The organism is Nonomuraea turkmeniaca (genome assembly GCF_005889735.1).
Classification (GTDB): Bacteria; Actinomycetota; Actinomycetes; order Streptosporangiales; family Streptosporangiaceae; genus Nonomuraea; species Nonomuraea turkmeniaca.
Genome location: NZ_VCKY01000020.1, coordinates 17,733 through 33,715, shown reverse-complemented (window position 1 = coordinate 33,715; position 15,983 = coordinate 17,733). Strand labels below are relative to the sequence as shown.

Below are 15,983 nucleotides of genomic sequence, written 5' to 3'. Positions count from 1 at the left end.
ATCAGACACAGCAGCATGCTCGCGGGACCGACGAAGGAGGGCCTGTGAGCAGCATAGAGAACTGGCGGGCGCTGCTGAGCAAGCGCGACTCCGACGAAGTCGTCACCAAGGCGCTGGTGCGCGACGTGCAGCTGCCGAACGGCGCGGGCACGATGGCGCTCATCACCCTGGACAACGGTTTCGACCACACCAAGCCCAACACGTTCGGCCCGCATGGCCTGTTCGCGCTGAACGGCGCGCTGTCGGAGATCGCCGAACGCACGGATCTGGCCGCCGTCGGCGTGACGGGCAAGCCCTTCATCTTCGCCGTCGGCGCGGACCTCAAGGGCGCGGCCGAGGTCGCCTCCCGCGACGAGGCACTGGCCATCGGCGCGCTCGGCCACCATGTCTTCCGCAGGCTGGGCGAGCTGCCGATCCCGTCGTTCGCGTTCGTCAACGGCGCGGCCATGGGCGGCGGCCTGGAGGTCGCGCTGCACTGCACGTACCGGACGATCTCCTCCGGAGTGCCCGCGGTGGCGCTGCCCGAGTGTTTCCTCGGCCTGGTGCCGGGCTGGGGCGGCACGCAGCTGCTGCCGCGGCTGATCGGCCCGGCCAAGGCGATCAAGCTGATCATCGAGAACCCTCTGGCGCAGAACCGCATGATCAAGGGCAGGGACGCGTTCGAGCTGGGCGTCGCGGACGCCCTGTTCGAGCCCGCCGATTTCCTGGAGGAGTCGCTGCGCTGGGCCGCCCGCGTACTCCAGGGGGAGGTGGCGATCGAGCGGCCGGCACACGACGGCTGGGAGAAGGCCGTCGCCGACGCCCGCTTCCTGGTGGACATGAAGCTGCGCGGCGCCTCCCCCGCCCCCTACCGGGCGCTCGACCTGATCGCTCAGGCCGAGACCGCCACGCGTGACGAGGGCTTCGCCGCAGAGGACGAGGCGCTGGCCGACCTGCTGATGGGCGACGAGCTGCGGGCCGGGCTCTACTCCTTCGACCTGGTGCAGCGCCGGGCCAAGCGGCCCGCGGGCGCGCCGGACAGGTCGCTGGCCCGCAAGGTCACCAAGGTCGGTGTCGTGGGCGCGGGGTTGATGGCCTCGCAGATGGCGCTGCTGTTCGCGCGCCGCCTCGAGGTGCCCGTCGTCATGACCGACCTCGACCAGGCCCGGCTCGACAAGGGTGTGGGGTACGTCCACGCCGAGGTCGGCAAGCTCCTCGCCAAGGGCCGGATCAGCGCGGACCAGGCCAACCGGCTCAAGGCCCTGGTGACCGGGTCGCTGACCAAGGACGCCTTCGCCGACGCCGACTTCGTGATCGAGGCCGTGTTCGAGGACATGGCGGTCAAGAAGCAGGTGTTCAGCGAGGTCGAAGCCGTGGTGGGGCCGGCGTGCGTGCTCGCCACGAACACCTCCTCGCTGTCGCTGACCGAGATGGGCGCCGAGCTGAAGCACCCCGAGCGGCTGGTCGGGTTCCATTTCTTCAACCCGGTCGCGGTCATGCCGCTGCTGGAGATCATCAAGGGCGCCGCGACCGACGACGCCACGCTGGCCACGGCGTTCGCGGTCGGCAAGTCGCTGAAGAAGTCGTCGGTGCTGGTCAAGGATGCTCCGGCGTTCGTGGTCAACCGGCTGCTGACCTGCTTCATGGGCGAGGTCGTCACGGCCGTGGACGAGGGCACGCCGCTGGAGGTCGCCGAGCACGCGCTCGACGGGCTCGGGCTGCCGATGACGCCGTTCGCGCTCCTGCAGCTCGTCGGCCCGGCGGTCGGCCTGCACGTGGCCGAGACCCTGCACGAGGCCTTCCCCGACCGCTTCGGCGTCTCGGAGAACATGGCCAAGCTGGTCGCCGCGGGCAAGCCGGGCGTCTACCGCCCGGACTTCACGCTCGACCCGGAGGCGGTGGCGCTCTTCGCCGGCGGCGCCTCACCGTCCACCGCCGAGCAGGTACGCGAGCGCGTCCTGACGGCGCTGGCCACGGAGATCCGCATCATGCTCGACGAGGGTGTGGTCGCGGCGCCGCAGGACATCGACCTGTGCATGATCCTCGGCGCCGGCTGGCCGTTCCACCTGGGCGGCATCACGCCTTATCTGGACAGGACCGGCATCGCCCAGCCGCGGTTCCTTCCTCCGGGTGTGGCCTCGCTCCCCGCCTGATTCTTTGCGGGGGCCCGACCAGGGCCCCCGCTTTTCATGACCTCCACCGTCGTAGCGTTTGGTGCCGCACGACGAACGGAGAGTAATCATGATGCGAACCATCGGTACGATCGCGCTCTGCGCTGCCTTCCTGGCGTGCTCGTCCTCCGCCGCGCAGGCGGCCCGCCCACCCAAGGGCAAGTTCAAGATCGTGATCGCCGTGAAGAACGGGCCGACGAGGGGCGCCACGCTCCATTGCAGCCCCGACAGCGGCACCCACCCGCACCCGCGCGCGGCCTGCGACGTGGTCCGCAAGGTCGGGGGTGACCTCACCAGGATTCACGTTCCGGCGGACTCAGGCTGCGGTTTGGAGGTCAAGCCGTACGCGGTGATGATCACCGGCACCTGGCGCGGCAAGAAGGTGCAGTGGAGCAAGGGCTACCGGAATTTCTGCGCGATGCAGGCCGCGGCCGGCAAGCTGCTCTCCTGACCGGTGGGGGTGGGCTATAGCCCGCCCTTCACGGGCTGGGCGGTCCTGCTGTGCCGGTAGCCGTAGCCGAAGTAGATGAGCACGCCGATGGCCATCCAGATCAGGAACCGCAGCCAGGTCTCCACCGGCAGGTTCAGCATCAGGTAGAGGCAGGCCAGCACGGACAGGATCGGCAGCACCGGCACGAACGGCGCGCGGAACGCCCGCGGCAGGTCCGGCCGGGTTCGCCTGAGCACTATCACGCCGATCGAGACCACCACGAACGCGAACAGCGTGCCGATGTTCACCAGCTCGGCCAGCTCGCCGAACGACACGAATCCGGCCAGCGCCATCGTCACCACGCCGATCACGACGGTGAGCCTGGCCGGCGTGCCGAACCGCGGATGAACCTTCGCCAGCGACCGCGGCATCAGCCCGTCGCGGGACATCGCGAACAACACCCGGGTCTGGCCGAGCAGCAGCACCAGCACCACGGTGGTCAGGCCGGCGATCGCGCCGACGCTGATGATCGCACCCAGCCACGCGTGGCCGACGGATCGGAACGCGTCCGACAGCGGAGCCGACGTGCTCAGCTGGTCGTAGCGCTGCATGCCGACGACGACCAGGGAGACGGCCACGTACAGGAACGTGCAGATGGCCAGCGAGCCGAGGATGCCGCGGGGCACGTCCCGCTGCGGGTGGATGGTCTCCTCGGCGGCGGTGGCCACGATGTCGAAGCCGATGAAGGCGAAGAAGACGATCGCCGCGGCGGAGAAGACGCCGATCACGCCGAACGCGACGGGCGTGACCCCGAACAGCACCTGGATCAGCGGCGCGTTCAGCCCGCCCACCTCTTCCGTCGCCTTCGGCTCGGGAATGAACGGCGTGTAGTTGGCGGCCTGGATGAAGAACAACCCGGCCACGATGACCAGCAGCACCACCGCGATCTTGGTGATGACCAGGATGAGGTTGACCCGGGACGACAACTTGATGCCGGCGACCAGGATGGCCGTGAGGATGGCGACGATGAGGACGGCCGGGACGTTGACCACGGGGTCCTCGCCGGCGATGGAGGCCGGCAGGTTGATGCCGAAGGAGCTCAGCATCGAGGCGAAGTAGCCCGCCCAGCCGACCGACACCACCGCCGCGGCCAGCGCCAGCTCCAGGATCAGGTCCCAGCCGATCACCCAGGCGGGGAACTCGCCGAGGGTGGCGAAGGCGAAGGTGTACGCCGACCCGGCCACCGGGATCGTGGAGGCGAACTCGGCGTAGCACAGCGCCGCCAGCCCGCAGACGATCCCCGCGACGACGAACGAGAGCGCCACCGCCGGACCGGCCGTCTCCTTGGCGACCTGTCCCGTGAGCACGAAGATGCCGGTGCCCACGATCACGCCGATGCCGAAGACCGTGAGGTCCGTGGCGGTCAGGCGTTTACGCAACTGGTGCTCGGGGTCCTCCGTGTCGCGGATCGACTGTTCGACGGTCTTCGTGCGAAAGATCTCCACGGCCAGTGATACTTCCCATACGTTGGGCGATCATTCCTTGATGGTTCGACGACGTTGCCGATGGTCTGCCCGGATCGGGGTAGCAGGCCAGGACTATGTCTCATGGTCTGCTCGACACTCTGGCCAGGCAGGACCTCGGCGTGGTGCTGCTGCTCCTGCTGGTCTTCCTGACGCTGGACGCCTCGGTCGGAGTCGGCCTGATCACGCCGGGCGACACCTTGCTGCTCGTCGCGGGCGCCACCGTGGACAGCCTGCCGGAGGCGCTGGCGCTGATCGGCGCCGGCATGCTGGCGTGCTTCGCGGGCGCCTCGGGCGGCCATTTCCTGGGCCGCCGGTACGGGACCCGGCTGCGGCACGGGCGGCTGGGGCGGCGCGTCGGCGAAGAACGCTGGAAGCGGGCGGAGCGGTTGTTCGAGCGCAGGGGGTGGGCGCTGGCGCTGGCGTACTTCCTGCCGGTGCTGCACGCGCTGACGCCGGCCGTCGCCGGCACGGTCGGCATGTCGTACCGCAGGTTCATGCCGTGGGCGATGGCCGGGAGCACGGCGTGGGTGAGCGCGTACGTCACGCTCGGCGCGGTGGCGGGCGGCGTGGCGCGCCAGCACGCGCAATGGTTGCTGCCGATCGCGGCCGCGGCGGTGATCGTCGTGCTGGGGATCTCCGCCGCGGTCCGCAGGGCGGTCAGTGGCGGGCCGGCTCCACGTGGGAGGTCCGCTTCGCGACCGCCTCAGTGATCTGGCGGGCGAGGTCCTGGCCGGTAAGGCCGATCTTGCCGAGGATCGCGGCCCGCTTGGCGTGGTCGAGGAACTCCTGCGGGATGCCGTACGTGCGGACGGGCACGTCGACGTCGGCGTCGCGCAGCAGGCGCGCCACGGCGTCGCCCACGCCGCCCACGCGGCCGTTGTCCTCCACGACCGCCACCAGCTTGTGCGCGCTCGCGGCCAGCCCGAGCGCCTCGTCCAGCGGCTTGACCCAGCGCGGGTCGACAACGGTGGCCGCGATGCCCTGGGCGTCGAGCAGGACGGCCGCGTCGAGGCAGACCTGGGTCATCGGCCCCACGCCGACCAGCAGCACGTCAGGCTCGCCCTCAGCAGCGCGCAGCAGGTCCATCTCGCCCAGCTTGCCGACCGGCTCGACCGACTCGGCCACCGGGCCCTTGGGGAAGCGCAGCACGGTCGGGCCGTCGGTGACGTCCACGGCCTCGCGCAGCAGCTCGGTGAGCCGGTCCCCGTCGCGCGGCACCGCGATCCTGAGCCCGGGCACCACCTGGAGGATCGACAGGTCCCACATGCCGTTGTGGCTGGCGCCGTCGTCGCCCGTGACGCCCGCCCGGTCGAGCACGACGGTCACCGGCAGCCGGTGCAGGGCGACGTCCATGAGGAGCTGGTCGAAGGCCCGGTTGAGGAACGTGGCGTAGACCGCCACGACCGGGTGCATGCCGCCGAGCGCCAGGCCCGCGGCGCTGGTCAGCGCGTGCTGCTCGGCGATGCCGACGTCGTAGATCCGGTCGGGGTAGGCGTCGGCGAACGCGTTGAGCCCCGTCGGGTGCAGCATGGCCGCGGTGATCGCGACCAGGTCCTCGCGCTCCTTGCCGAGCCTGACGAGCTCCTCGCTGAACACGTTGGTCCAGATGCGGCCCTTGGGCTTCTCCGCGCCCGTGGCCCGGTCGAAGGCGCCCGGCGAGTGGAACTGGTCCTCGTCGTGGTTTTCCGCCGGCGTGTAGCCGCGGCCCTTCTGGGTGAGCGCGTGCACGATGACCGGGCCGCGGAAGTCGCGGGCCTGGCGCAGGGCCGCCTCCATGGCCTGCTCGTCGTGGCCGTCGATGGGGCCGACGTATTTCAGCCCGAGGTCCTCGAACATGACCTGCGGCGCCAGCACGTCCTTCACGCCCTTCTTCACGCCGTGCAGCGCGTCGTAGAGCAGCGGAACGTTCCCGATCTTGTCCTTGACGTAGTCGAGGAAGTCCTCGTAGCGGCGGTTGACCCGCAGCGTGGACAGGTGGGAGGCGAGCCCGCCGATCGTGGGCGAGTAGGAGCGGCCGTTGTCGTTGACCACGATCACGACCGGCAGGTCCTTGACGGCGGCGATGTTGTTGAGCGCCTCCCAGGCCATGCCGCCGGTCAGGGCGCCGTCGCCGATCACCGCGACGACCGTGCGGTCGCGGTCGCCCCGCAGCTTGAACGCCTTGCCCAGGCCGTCGGCATAGGACAGCGCGGTCGAGGCGTGGGAGTTTTCCACGAAGTCGTGCTCGGACTCGGCCTGGCTCGGGTAGCCCGACAGGCCGCCCTCCTGCTTGAGCGCCGCGAAGCCGGCCGCCCGGCCGGTGAGCAGCTTGTGCACATAGGCCTGGTGGCCGGTGTCCCAGACGATCGGGTCGCTAGGCGAGTCGAACACGCGATGCACGGCGATGGTGAGCTCCACCACGCCGAGGTTGGGACCCAGATGGCCGCCGAATCTCGCGCACGAGTCGACGAGCAGATCACGGATCTCCACCGCGAGCTGTGGCAGCTCGTCCGCGGCCAGCCGTTTGACGTCGTCCGGTCCCTTGATCGAGCCCAGCAACCCGCTCACGGATTCGACTCCCCTCTGCTCTCGTTCGCCGACCACCCGAGTCTAGTTCGCGGACGCCTCACTGACTCCATCGAGTCAAACCCACCCACATATGTCCGATCTTGACCTAGTCTTTCGGTACCTATGAACTCCGTCCCCATAAGCAAACTCTTGGCACTTGTGGCCGCGCTACTCGCACTCGCCCTGGCGGCGGCCGGTCTGGTGCTCGTGCTCGCCGAGGTGGCCACGCCTTCGACGGGGGCGGGCAACGAGGCCCAGCAGGTGGTCTCCCCTCCGGTCAAGGCCGCCGACACGAAGCGGTCGGGGGCGCCGGGTAAGGCGCTGGCCACCGCGAACCCCCTCTACAAGACCGGGCGGCTGGCGGACGTGAACTGCTCGCCCGGCAACCTGCCGGCCGGCAGCATGACGGCGTACCGCCGCTTTCTCACGCGCGTGACCGGCTGCCTGAACCGGGCGTGGGGCGCGCAGTTCCGCAAGGCGGGGCTGCCCTTCGCCAAGCCGCGGCTGCGCATCATCACCACCAAGGTCAAGACGCCCTGCGGGTCGTGGAACACCGGCGCGGACGGCGTCTACTGCTCCACCGACCGCACCATGTACCTGATGATCAGCCGGGACCAGCTGCGCAATCCGTTCCCGCTGGGCATCACGCGGCTGATCGCGCACGAGTACGGCCACCACGTCCAGCAGATCTCCGGCATCTGGAACTACTACTGGACGGCCAGGATGGGCGCGACCAAGGCCCAGCGGCTCATGCTCTCCCGCAAGTCCGAGCTGCAGGCCGAGTGCTTCTCGTCGGTCTTCATGAGCACGATGCAGGGCACGCCGCTGGTCGCCGACGGGGACTGGGCGTACACGGTGGACTGGTTCAGGAAGAACGGCGCCAAGGGGTGGCCGCAGAACGACCACGGCAAGGGTCCGACACAGGCCGCGTGGATGACGCGGGGCTTCAACCGCGGCACTCCGGGCTCGTGCAACACCTGGGCCGCATCTTCCCGAAATGTCACCTGACGCCACGCTTTAATCTTCCTTTACCTGGAACCCCCTCTTTACTAGGGTGCGTTCCCATGCGTATCCCCCGATTGGCGCTCATGGCGGGCGCCCTGGCGAGCGTCCTGTTCGCCGGCACGGCCCCTGCGGCTGCCGTCTCCGCTCCGGCGTACAAGCCGGTCCTGGCCAAGAACCCGATCTACAAGACCGGCGAGCTGGGGCTCGAGACCTGTGAAGAGCCGAAGGTCCTGACCGGGAGCGCGGAAGAGGTCAAGGGCTATATGGACGTCGTGCTCGACTGCCTCAACACCGCTTGGGAACCGAAGATCAAGAAGGCCGGCTTCGCCTTCAGCAAGCCCTCCTTCCAGGTGGTCACCAAGGTCGGCGCGGCGACAGGCTGTGGCAAGTACCCCTGGGGCGCGCTGGCGGTGTACTGCTCGATCAACAAGAAGATCAGCCTCCTGGTCCAGCCGGCCCTTGTCGAGGAGCAGGCGGACATGCTCCTGCTGGTGACCGTCGCCCACGAGTACGGCCACCACATCCAGCAGCTCACGGGCATGCTCAAGGCCCAGACGCGCTACAACGGCAAGAACGAGGCCAAGGTACTCGACGAGATGCGCCGCCTGGAGCTGCAGGCCGAGTGCCTGAGTGGGGCGTTCATCGGCGACGTGTGGCACTCCCTCGGCCGCCGGCAGACCGAGTTCGACTACATCGTCAAGGGCGGCGGCAGCGGCGGCGGCCTGGGTGCCCTCGGGATATAGGTGGAGGACTGGGGCTCCAAGACGCACGGCAAGCCCGCCACTGTGGGGCGCTGGCTGAAGCGCGGCTTCGACACCGAGTCCCCGGGCGGCTGCAACACCTGGAAGGCGCCGAAGTCGCAGGTACTCTAGGACAAATCCCGACATATTGATCTATGATCCGCGGTCGTGCGCACTCTTCTCGTAGCGGCAGCTACGTGCGCGGCCGCGGGTCTCCTGTTATCGGGTCCCGCCCGGGCGGCGCCGAGCACCCCCCAGACGGGGTTGTCCGACGTGATGGGCGGTGACCAGCCCCTCCTGACGTGCGTGGTCCCCGCGATCCGGGAGGGCGTCGTCGCCTCGCTGAGGTCCTTCCACCGGGCGATGGCCCGGTGCGCCGACCGGTTCTGGGCCGGCCGGTTCGCGGCCGCCGGGCTGGCGTACAGCCCGCCCCAGGTGACGATCACGACAGGGTCCGACTCCGTCTGCGGGAAGATCACCAGCAGCGGCGCGCACTACTGCCCGGAGCAGCGCACGATCGTCATCCGCATCATGAAGCAGGACCTGCGGGATCCCTTCAGGATGAACATGGCGCACTCCGTCGCCCACGAATGGGGGCACCACGTGCAGCAGCTCACCGGCGTGCTGGACGCGCAGAGCGCGTTGTACTGGCCGGCGTCGAGCAGCGCGCGCACTCTCCTCAGCCATCGGCTGGAGATGCAGGCGGAGTGCTTCGCCGGGGTCTTCTACAACGCGGCGCTCGAGTCGATCAAGCCCGGGATCGAGTGGGAGGATTGGATCGACGCCGTGCGGCGGGCGGAGGAGAGCGAGATCCACGGCAAGCCGAAGAATCTGGCGTTCTGGCAGGACCGTGGTTACCGGGGCGGGGCCACGGGGTTCTGCAACACGTGGACGGCTACCAAGACCAAGGTCACCTAACGGTCCTGGAAACGGGACGGCCGGCGTTGGGTCCTGAGCGGGACGGGCGGGGTCAGGTGTTGGCGCGGGCCAGGACTTCCAGGGGGTCGGCGAGGACGTGGGCGAAGGCCAGCTCGGCCGCGCCGACCAGCGTCGCCGCGTCCCCCAGCGCCGACGTGCGCAACCGCAGCCGCTCCCGCTGCGGCCCCATGGCGTGCAGGGCCAGCTGCGTGCGCACCTGCGCCGCCGACCCGAGATAGACCTCACGCAACATCCCCCCGAAGATCACCATCTCCGGGTTGAAGATGTTCACCAGATTCGCCACGCCCAGCCCCAGCCGGTCGCCGACCCGGCTGAGGGCCTCCTGCGCGACGATGTCCCCCCGGTCGGCGGCCTCGACCACGGCCCGCACCGCGTCGCGCCCCTGCGGCCCGGCTCCGAACCGGCCGGCCGCCTCCAGCAGGGCCCGCTCCCCCACCTCGGCCTCCAGGCAGCCGTGCGAGCCGCACCCGCAGGCCCGGCCGTCAGGGTTGACGACCATGTGGCCGACCTCGCCGCCGTAGCCGTCGTGGCCGCCGAGCAGGTGCCCGCCCGCGATGATCCCGCCGCCGATCCCCACGTCGCCGTGGAGGTAGATGAGGTCGCGGACGGCGACGCCGACGCCGCGGCTGTGCTCGGCCAGAGCGGCCAGGTTGGCGTCGTTGCCCACGCTGACCGGCAGCCCCAGTCCCAGCTTGCGGCCCAGCTCCTCGCCGAACGGCGCCTCCTCGGCCTTCAGATTGGGCCCGAACGTGACCACGCCGTCGGCCTTGCGCACGCCGCCCGACACGGCCGCCGCCGCGCCGACGCAGACCGTGTCGTCCCTGGTCTTGCGGCGCATCTGGCGCGCGAACCCGGCCAGCGCGCCGGTCAGCTCCTCCAGCACGAACACGCCCCGCCGGCGCACGGTCTCCCGGCGGTCCAATATGACCCCGCCGAGACCGACCCGGGCGACGGCGATCCGGTCGGGGCTCACATCGAAGGCGAACACGTACACGCGCGCCGACTCCGGCCGCACCACGAGCGAGGGCCGGCCGGCGCGGCCCGTCTCGCGGGGCAACTCCTCGCGCACCAGCCCGGCGGCGGTGAGATCGGAGGTCAGCGCCATGATCGTGCTGCGGTTGAGCCCCATCTTGGAGGTCAGCTCCGCGCGCGAGGTCGGCCCGCCGAGGTGGACGTGACGAAGCAGCGCGCCGAGGTTGTGGCGCCTGATGTCCTCTTGCGACGGGCCGGCACGCATCGTCTGGGGGTCCTTCAAGGGCTGCTGGTCGCCGATCACCTTAGCCCGGCGGCAGCCGCCCGCTTGCGAGCCAGGGCGTCCACGCCTGCGGCCAGGAGCAGGACGGACCCTGTGACCAGGTACTTCACGCTTGCTCCGTACCCCATCAGACCCATGCCGTTCTCGATCACGGCCACCACGGCGCCACCGAGCACGGCGTCGAGCACCCGGCCCTTCCCGCCGAACAGGCTGGTCCCGCCGATGACCGCCGCGCCCACCGCGTACAGCAGGACGGAGCTGCCGCCCGTGTTCGGGTCGACGGAGCTGGCACGGGACGCGGCCACGATGCCGCCGATGGCGGCCATCGAGGAGCAGATCACGAACGCGCTGATCCTGAGCCGGTCGACCGGGATGCCCGCCCGGCGGGCGGCCTCGGTGTTCCCGCCGACCGCATAGAGATGGCGGCCGAACGCGGTGCGCCGCAGGATCACGGTCCAGACGACCAGCAGCGCCAGGATGAGCGGGACCACGATCGGCACGCCGGTCAGCGAGACCAGCAGAGGGTTACGGCTGCGCTCCAGGTTGAGCACGAACACCGCGGCCCCGGCCAGGACCGCCAGCGTGCCGACGCGGAAGGCGATCAGCGACAGCGGGTCCGCCACCAGCCCGCGCTTGGCCCGCTTCCTGGCCCGCACCAGCTGCACGACCGCGAACACCGCCACGCACACCGCGTACAGCGCCCAGCCGAGCCACGGCGGCAGGTTCCTGTTCGCGATCGCGACGATCACGCTGTCCCGGATGGAGATGTTCGTGCCCTCGTCGACCAGCACCAGGACCAGGCCCTGGAAGGCGAGGAACGCGGCCAGCGTCACGACGAACGACGGTATGCCCACCTTGGCCACCAGCGTGCCGAGCACGGTCCCGATGATCACGCCGGTGACGATGGCGGCCAGCGCGCACACGTACCACGGCAGGCCCATGCTGGTGAGCGTGACGGCGAGCACCGCCGCGCACACGCCGCTGGCGAAGCCGGCGGACAGGTCGATCTCGCCGAGCAGCAACACGAACACCAGGCCCATGGCGATGAGCGTGACGGCCGCACCCTGGGTGAACAGGTTGGCGAAGTTGCCCGCGGTCACGAAGGACGGGCGGGCGACGGCGAAGACCACGCAGAGCACGACCAGGCCGAGCACGGCGGGCAGCGCCCCCATGTCGCCGCCGCGCACCCGCTGGACGTACGCGCGGAAGCTGTTCTTGATCGACGGGGCCTGCGTCGCGGTGACGATGGCCTCGCCGGGGAGTTCCTTGACCTTGATCATGGCGTGACCCCGTTCTTGAGGCCGAGATCGCCGCTGCGGCCCGCGGTGATCAGTTCGACGACCTGCGCGTGCGTCACGTCGGCGGTCTTGACCTGGGCGGCCATCCTGCCGAGGTAGAGCGCCGCGATCCGGTCGGAGACGGCGAACACGTCGTTCATGTTGTGGGAGATGAGCACGACGGCCAGGCCGGTGTCGGCCAGTCTGCGGACCAACTCGAGCACCTGCGCGGTCTGGGCGACGCCCAGCGCCGCGGTCGGCTCGTCCAGGATGACGACCTTGCTGTTCCACAGCACGGCCTTGGCGATGGCGACGGTCTGCCGCTGCCCGCCGGACAGGCTGGAGACCTGCTGCCGGATGGACTTCACCGTACGCACGGACAGGCCGCTGAGCGTCTTCTCGGCCAGCTCCTCCATAGTGTCCTCGTCCAGCAGGAGCCCCCTCTTGTGCTCCCTGCCGAGGAACATGTTCTGGACGATGTCGAGGTTGTCGCACAGCGCCAGGTCCTGATAGACGATCTCGATCCCGAGCTCGCCCGCGTCACGGGGAGTGTGGATCGCGACCGGGCCGCCGTCGAAGAAGATCGTGCCCGCGTCGATCGGGTAGATGCCGCCGATGCACTTGACCAGCGTCGACTTGCCCGCGCCATTGTCGCCGACGAGCGCTGTGACCTCGCCGGCGTACGCCGAGAGCTCGACGTTGTGCAGGACTTTCACCGGACCGAAGCTCTTGTCGATCCCGCGCACTTCAAGCAGGGGGGTCATGGGGCTCCCTCAAAGGGGGCACGACGGCGGCCGTGCCCCCCATGGACTATTGGATTCCGGCCTCGGTGCACTTCGCGGCGAAGTCACCGGTGCACAGTTCCTCCTTGGTCACGTAACCGTCGGCCACCACGTCCTTGACGTTGTCGAAGTAGATGGCCTGCGGGTCCATGAGCTCGGAAGGCACGTCCTGACCGGTCTCCGGGTCCTTGACGCTCGAGGCGGCCGTGGGCTTCTCCCCCTTGGCCAGCGCGACCGCGAGCTTGGCCGCTGCGTCGGCCTCCTTCTTGACCGCCTTGTAGACAGTCATGCACTGGTCACCCGCGAGAATGTTCTGCAGGCCCTGGACGGTGGCGTCCTGGCCGGTGACCGGCACCTTGCCGTTGAGGTTGTTCTTCTTCAGCACGGTGATGGCGGCGTTGCCCAGGCCGTCGTTGGCGGCCAGCACGCCGGCGATCTTCGGCTGCTCGGTCAGCATCTGCTCGAACAGCGTGCCGGCCTGCGTGTTGTCCCAGTCAGGCACCGACTGCTCGGGGCCCTTGACGTAGTCGCCGGAGTCGAACTTCGGCTTGAGCACCCCGTCGTAGCCGCTCTTGAACAGGGTGGCGTTGTTGTCCGTCGGCGAACCGTTCAGGTACGCCACGATCGGCTTCTCGGCCTTCTTGTCGGTCAGGCACTTGACCAGGCCTTCGCCCTGGAGCGTGCCGACCTTGGTGTTGTCGAAGCTGACGTAGTAGGCGGCGCCGCCGCCGAGCGTCAGCCGGTCGTAGTCGATCGTCGGCACACCCTGGGACTTGGCCTTCTCGATGACCGTCTTGCCGGTGCCGCTGTCCAGATTGACGATCATCAGAACGGTGGCGCCGTTCGTGATCATCTGGTCGGCGATGGTCTGGAACGCCGTCTTGTCGTTCTGGGCGTTCTGAATGTCGTACTGGACGCCGGCGGCCGTGAACGCCTCTTGCAGGTACTTGCGGTCCGCCGTCTCCCACCGGGCGGACGACTTGCTGTCCGGCAGGATGACGCCGATCTTCCCCGCTTTGGCCGCGGGGGCCGATGCGGTCGACGTTGACGTGGTCTGACCGCTTTCGCCCCCGCAGGCGGTGAGACCGAGGGCGAGCGCGGCTGCCGCGGCGGTCAGGCTGAGGATCCCCTTGCGCATGGGTGCAGGGTCCTTTCTTCCGGAGGGGCCCGGATGAATGTTGTTTGCGGCAACGTATTCCGGGATCGACCGCTTTGGAAGAGGGTTGAGGCCGGGAGTTTGTTGTATCCGGTAACAATCCAGAAACGCCACCTCAATCTCTCCGACTCCTGCCGTTGAGGTTGTGAGTCACGGAATGTGAGCAGCGAGTTCCAGGTAACGAGGCCACGCCATGATCAATGGCCCGACCGGATGTCACCTGACACCGGCGAGTGTCAGGGGCGCGCCGCGCTCTCCACGGCCTTTGCGGCTCGCGGGGCGCTGCTGAGCAGCGGGCTCAGCAGCGCGGCCAGCGCGAAGACTGCGACGTTGTACCACAGTGCCGCGGTCCCGGCGGTGAAGTAGAGCCCTCCAACGATCGCGACGCCCAGCGCGGTGCCGAGCTGGATGCCGGTGTTCACCACGCCGGCTCCCGCACCCGCGTCGTCGGCGGGCACGTCGCCCAGCGCCACGGTGGTGAGGACCGGCACGCACATGCCCATGCCCAGCCCCATGACCAGCTCGGCCGCCACCACATGAGCCCAGGTCAGCTCCTGTGCCTGGGCGAAAAGGAGCATCAGCAGCATGCCGACGCCCATGGCGGCCGCGCCCGTCCCGATGAGCGAGCGCCCCCATGCCACGCCGCGCCGCAGCGCGAGGTGGCTGGTCGCGGTGATTCCCGCAGGCCAAGCCAGCATCACCAGCGCGATGTCCAGCGGCGACCAGCCGAGATCCAATTGCAGGTGGTAGGAGAGCACGAAGAAGAACGAGGTGACGCCGGAGAAGACCAGCAGCACCACCACCACGCCCATGGTGAACGACCGCCGGCCGAACAGCTCCGGCGGCACCAGCGCCCGCCCTTGCCCCCTGCGCCGCTGCTGGGCGGCGAACGCGAACGCCATCACCACGCCGAGAACCATCCACGCGTACCCGGCGCGCTGGAGGAGCGGATACATGATGCCCAGTGCCGCGAGCGCCGCCAGGGCCACGCCCGCGAGGTCGAGCCTGAGCGGGGCGGCCGAGCGGGTCTCGGGCATGAACCTGGCGGCCGCGGCGAACGTCGCCAGCCCGATCGGCACGTTCAGCAGGAAGACGGCCCGCCAGCTCAGCCCCGCCAGGTCGTACTCGGTCAGGAGCCCGCCCAGCAACGGCCCGCAGACGCTGCCCGCGCTCAGCACCGCGCCCATCAGCGAGAATGGCAGCGCTCGTTCCTCCGGCCGGAACAGCGCCACGATCACCGACATCACCTGTGGCACCATCAGGGCCGCCATCGCGCCCTGGCCCAGGCAGGCGGCCACGAGCACACCCGGCGTCTGGGCTGTGCCCGCCACGATGGAGGCGAGGGTGAACCCTGCCACGCCGGCTAAGAACACGCGTTTGCGGCCAGCGATGTCGCCCAGCCTGCCGCCGGTGATGAGCAGCAGGGCGAACGTCAGCGCATATCCGGCCAGAATCCACTGCGCCGCCGTCGCGTCCGCGCCGAGCTCGCGCTGGATGCGCGGCAGGGCGACGCTGACGATCGTCGCGTCGACGTTGTCCATGAACGCCGCCGTGAGCACCACGGCAAGCGCGAGCCAGCGTTTGTTCCCGGTCATGCCTGCTTCCCTTAGACTAGTGTCACGAATTTAGAGTCTCTCTATTTTAGAGAGATTAGGAAGGAGGCGTCACAAGTGTCAACAGAGCGAACGGCAACCGTCGCCGCCGTCGTGGATCAGGGCCGGCTCACGGCCATGCGGTCGGTCCTGTTCCACGCCGGGGTCGCGGCCAGGACCGGGCTCAACATCACGGACGTCGCCTGCCTGGCCCTCCTCGACAAGGAAGGCCCGCTCACCCCGGGCGCATTGGCCGCCCAGGTGGGCCTGACCAAGGGCGGCGCGATCACCGCCGTGGTGGACCGACTCGACAAGGCCGGATTCGCCCGCCGCCGGCGCTCCAGCCAGGACCGGCGGCAGGTGCCGGTCGAGTTGGTACGCGAAGGACCGTACCGGGACCTCGAACCCCTGCTCTCCGGCGTCAACGCCGCCTACACCGCCGTCACCGAGCACTACAGCGACGCCGAACTCGCCACGGTGCTGGACTTCGCCACGCGTGTGAACCAGATGCTCCACGACCAGACGGCCGCCATGAGGGCCAGGTCCTGAGAGCCGCCACCCGTGTTCCCGCGCCCTCAGACTGA

Annotated in this window: 15 protein-coding genes; 8 read left to right on the top strand and 7 right to left on the bottom strand. The window is 69.4% G+C overall.

Annotated features, from left to right (window positions below; translation table 11 throughout):
* Positions 1 to 44 precede the first annotated feature (44 nt).
* Together ETD86_RS08475 and ETD86_RS08470 are read left to right on the top strand one after the other, a co-directional pair.
* On the top strand, positions 45 to 2,132 hold the full coding sequence (locus ETD86_RS08475) for a 3-hydroxyacyl-CoA dehydrogenase NAD-binding domain-containing protein (RefSeq protein ID WP_138665545.1): 2,088 nt from the start codon (positions 45 to 47) through the stop codon (positions 2,130 to 2,132).
* A gap of 88 nt (positions 2,133 to 2,220) precedes the next feature.
* Entirely contained in the window at positions 2,221 to 2,601 is a 381-nt protein-coding gene (locus ETD86_RS08470; RefSeq protein ID WP_138665544.1) for an SSI family serine proteinase inhibitor, read from the top strand.
* Between the two features lie 14 nt (positions 2,602 to 2,615).
* On the opposite strand, the gene ETD86_RS08465 is transcribed toward ETD86_RS08470, so the two are convergent.
* The gene (locus tag ETD86_RS08465; RefSeq protein WP_138665543.1) at positions 2,616 to 4,085 is read right to left on the bottom strand and encodes an amino acid permease; all 1,470 of its coding nucleotides are present in this window, start codon (positions 4,083 to 4,085) and stop codon (positions 2,616 to 2,618) included.
* 95 nt (positions 4,086 to 4,180) lie between these two features.
* Here ETD86_RS08465 and ETD86_RS08460 point away from each other — a divergent pair, with 95 nt between their 5' ends.
* The gene (locus tag ETD86_RS08460) at positions 4,181 to 4,816 is read left to right on the top strand and encodes a DedA family protein (protein ID WP_138665542.1); all 636 of its coding nucleotides are present in this window, start codon (positions 4,181 to 4,183) and stop codon (positions 4,814 to 4,816) included.
* Here the strand turns inward: ETD86_RS08460 and dxs are convergent.
* Positions 4,764 to 6,644 (bottom strand): 1-deoxy-D-xylulose-5-phosphate synthase, encoded by a 1,881-nt coding sequence (gene dxs, locus ETD86_RS08455; protein WP_138665589.1) that lies wholly within the window; start codon positions 6,642 to 6,644, stop codon positions 4,764 to 4,766. The two genes, ETD86_RS08460 and dxs, sit on opposite strands and share 53 nt — an antisense overlap.
* A 168-nt stretch (positions 6,645 to 6,812) precedes the next feature.
* Between dxs and ETD86_RS08450 the strand changes: the two genes are divergently transcribed.
* The 4 genes from ETD86_RS08450 to ETD86_RS08440 are packed head-to-tail and all read left to right on the top strand — an operon-like array spanning position 6,813 to position 9,316.
* Entirely contained in the window at positions 6,813 to 7,661 is an 849-nt protein-coding gene (locus ETD86_RS08450; RefSeq protein WP_246147787.1) for a neutral zinc metallopeptidase, read from the top strand.
* Between the two features lie 56 nt (positions 7,662 to 7,717).
* Positions 7,718 to 8,401 carry a neutral zinc metallopeptidase gene (locus ETD86_RS08445; protein WP_138665540.1) on the top strand — a complete coding sequence of 228 codons (684 nt, stop codon included), beginning with the start codon at positions 7,718 to 7,720 and terminating at the stop codon, positions 8,399 to 8,401.
* Entirely contained in the window at positions 8,402 to 8,530 is a 129-nt protein-coding gene (locus ETD86_RS59035) for a hypothetical protein (RefSeq protein WP_281286888.1), read from the top strand.
* A 36-nt stretch (positions 8,531 to 8,566) separates the two neighbouring features.
* Positions 8,567 to 9,316 carry a neutral zinc metallopeptidase gene (locus ETD86_RS08440; RefSeq protein WP_138665539.1) on the top strand — a complete coding sequence of 250 codons (750 nt, stop codon included), beginning with the start codon at positions 8,567 to 8,569 and terminating at the stop codon, positions 9,314 to 9,316.
* A 52-nt stretch (positions 9,317 to 9,368) separates the two neighbouring features.
* Here ETD86_RS08440 and ETD86_RS08435 read toward each other — a convergent pair whose 3' ends face one another.
* The 5 genes from ETD86_RS08435 to ETD86_RS08415 all read right to left on the bottom strand — a co-directional run bounded on the left by ETD86_RS08435 (position 9,369) and on the right by ETD86_RS08415 (position 15,402).
* Positions 9,369 to 10,574 (bottom strand): ROK family transcriptional regulator, encoded by a 1,206-nt coding sequence (locus ETD86_RS08435; RefSeq protein ID WP_138665538.1) that lies wholly within the window; start codon positions 10,572 to 10,574, stop codon positions 9,369 to 9,371.
* Between the two features lie 35 nt (positions 10,575 to 10,609).
* Positions 10,610 to 11,872 (bottom strand): sugar ABC transporter permease, encoded by a 1,263-nt coding sequence (locus ETD86_RS08430; RefSeq protein ID WP_138665537.1) that lies wholly within the window; start codon positions 11,870 to 11,872, stop codon positions 10,610 to 10,612.
* Positions 11,869 to 12,633, bottom strand: coding sequence for an ATP-binding cassette domain-containing protein (locus ETD86_RS08425; RefSeq protein ID WP_138665536.1), 765 nt, complete (start codon positions 12,631 to 12,633; stop codon positions 11,869 to 11,871). The genes ETD86_RS08430 and ETD86_RS08425 overlap by 4 nt, the downstream gene beginning before the upstream one ends.
* Before the next feature lie 46 nt (positions 12,634 to 12,679).
* Complete coding sequence (locus ETD86_RS08420; protein WP_138665535.1) at positions 12,680 to 13,789, bottom strand: sugar ABC transporter substrate-binding protein; 1,110 nt, start codon at positions 13,787 to 13,789, stop codon at positions 12,680 to 12,682.
* A gap of 254 nt (positions 13,790 to 14,043) precedes the next feature.
* Positions 14,044 to 15,402, bottom strand: coding sequence for an MFS transporter (locus ETD86_RS08415; RefSeq protein WP_138665534.1), 1,359 nt, complete (start codon positions 15,400 to 15,402; stop codon positions 14,044 to 14,046).
* 75 nt (positions 15,403 to 15,477) lie between these two features.
* Between ETD86_RS08415 and ETD86_RS08410 the strand changes: the two genes are divergently transcribed.
* Positions 15,478 to 15,948, top strand: a complete 471-nt coding sequence (locus ETD86_RS08410) for a MarR family winged helix-turn-helix transcriptional regulator (protein WP_211369911.1) — start codon at positions 15,478 to 15,480, stop codon at positions 15,946 to 15,948.
* Positions 15,949 to 15,983 lie beyond the last annotated feature (35 nt).

Coding starts and splice junctions, on each gene's coding strand:
- ETD86_RS08460 (WP_138665542.1), top strand. CDS start 4,181: ATGTCTCATGGTCTGCTCGACACTCTGGCCAGGCAGGACCTCGGCGTG.
- ETD86_RS08430 (WP_138665537.1), bottom strand. CDS start 11,872: ATGATCAAGGTCAAGGAACTCCCCGGCGAGGCCATCGTCACCGCGACG.
- ETD86_RS08415 (WP_138665534.1), bottom strand. CDS start 15,402: ATGACCGGGAACAAACGCTGGCTCGCGCTTGCCGTGGTGCTCACGGCG.
- ETD86_RS08470 (WP_138665544.1), top strand. CDS start 2,221: ATGATGCGAACCATCGGTACGATCGCGCTCTGCGCTGCCTTCCTGGCG.
- ETD86_RS08425 (WP_138665536.1), bottom strand. CDS start 12,633: ATGACCCCCCTGCTTGAAGTGCGCGGGATCGACAAGAGCTTCGGTCCG.
- ETD86_RS08445 (WP_138665540.1), top strand. CDS start 7,718: ATGCGTATCCCCCGATTGGCGCTCATGGCGGGCGCCCTGGCGAGCGTC.
- ETD86_RS08435 (WP_138665538.1), bottom strand. CDS start 10,574: ATGCGTGCCGGCCCGTCGCAAGAGGACATCAGGCGCCACAACCTCGGC.
- ETD86_RS08420 (WP_138665535.1), bottom strand. CDS start 13,789: ATGCGCAAGGGGATCCTCAGCCTGACCGCCGCGGCAGCCGCGCTCGCC.